The 750-nt window shown below is 66.8% G+C and carries 1 protein-coding gene and 1 pseudogene; one reads left to right on the top strand and one right to left on the bottom strand.

Going from position 1 to position 750, the window contains the following annotated elements:
* Nucleotides 1–220 (bottom strand): hypothetical protein (locus tag K206_RS44480; protein ID WP_231401723.1); only part of this gene is annotated, 220 nt, incomplete at its 3' end.
* A gap of 415 nt (nucleotides 221–635) precedes the next feature.
* Between K206_RS44480 and K206_RS42190 the strand changes: the two are divergent.
* A pseudogene (locus K206_RS42190) lies at nucleotides 636–750 on the top strand (NAD(P)(+) transhydrogenase (Re/Si-specific) subunit alpha); the annotation flags it as partial.

Raw genomic sequence — 750 nt, 5'->3', positions numbered from 1 at the left:
AGAACGTATGCGGCGAGGCTTCTGCGGCGGCATCGGGAGCGGTGTCGGCATGGGCGCCGGACATGGCGGACAGGAGCGCGGCGCCGGACAGGAAAGCGGCGCAGGCGCGCGGAGCAGCGAAGCGAAAGACAGTCATTGGATGGCTTGCGGAAAACAGGGACATCGACGGGAAAGCGCCGTCGGCGCTGCCGCGCGGCACCGGCCGCACGGCGAGCGCCACAGTACGGGAGCGCATCTCAAATCGGTGTCAAGAAAGCGGCGGCGCGCCGAGCGGGCGCATAAAGACGCGGCCGCGGCCCTGTTGCGCAAAAGCCGAACGGCCAGTCACCATTGATCGTCAGTTTCCTGTAAGCTGCGGAAAAATTGTGCGCCGGGCCCGGCTCCGGTCGCGTGTGCGAACCGCGGTGCGAACATGCGGCACGAACCGCGGCGCAGACATGCGGCGCGAGCACGCGGCGCAGAAATACGAGGACCCGGCACAGGGTCCGGGACGTCCGCCCGCAAAGCAGAGCAGAGCAGCGGCATTGTCAGAATGAAGCGAAGCGGTTCTGGTCGGGCGCACCGCCTTGCCGCGCCGCATCGCCAGGTTCATTTTGACAGCGCCTCGAAGACGCCATCAAAAGGAGAAATTGACGATGCACATCGGCATCCCGCAGGAGACGCGGGCAGGTGAGACCCGCGTCGCCGCCACCCCCGAGACGGTCAAGAAGTACGTCGCGCAGGGCCATCAGGTCATCGTGCAGTCGGGCG

This window comes from Cupriavidus sp. WS (genome assembly GCF_000395345.1).
GTDB classification, from domain to species: Bacteria; Pseudomonadota; Gammaproteobacteria; order Burkholderiales; family Burkholderiaceae; genus Cupriavidus; species Cupriavidus basilensis_B.
This window is presented reverse-complemented; position numbering and strand designations above follow the sequence as displayed.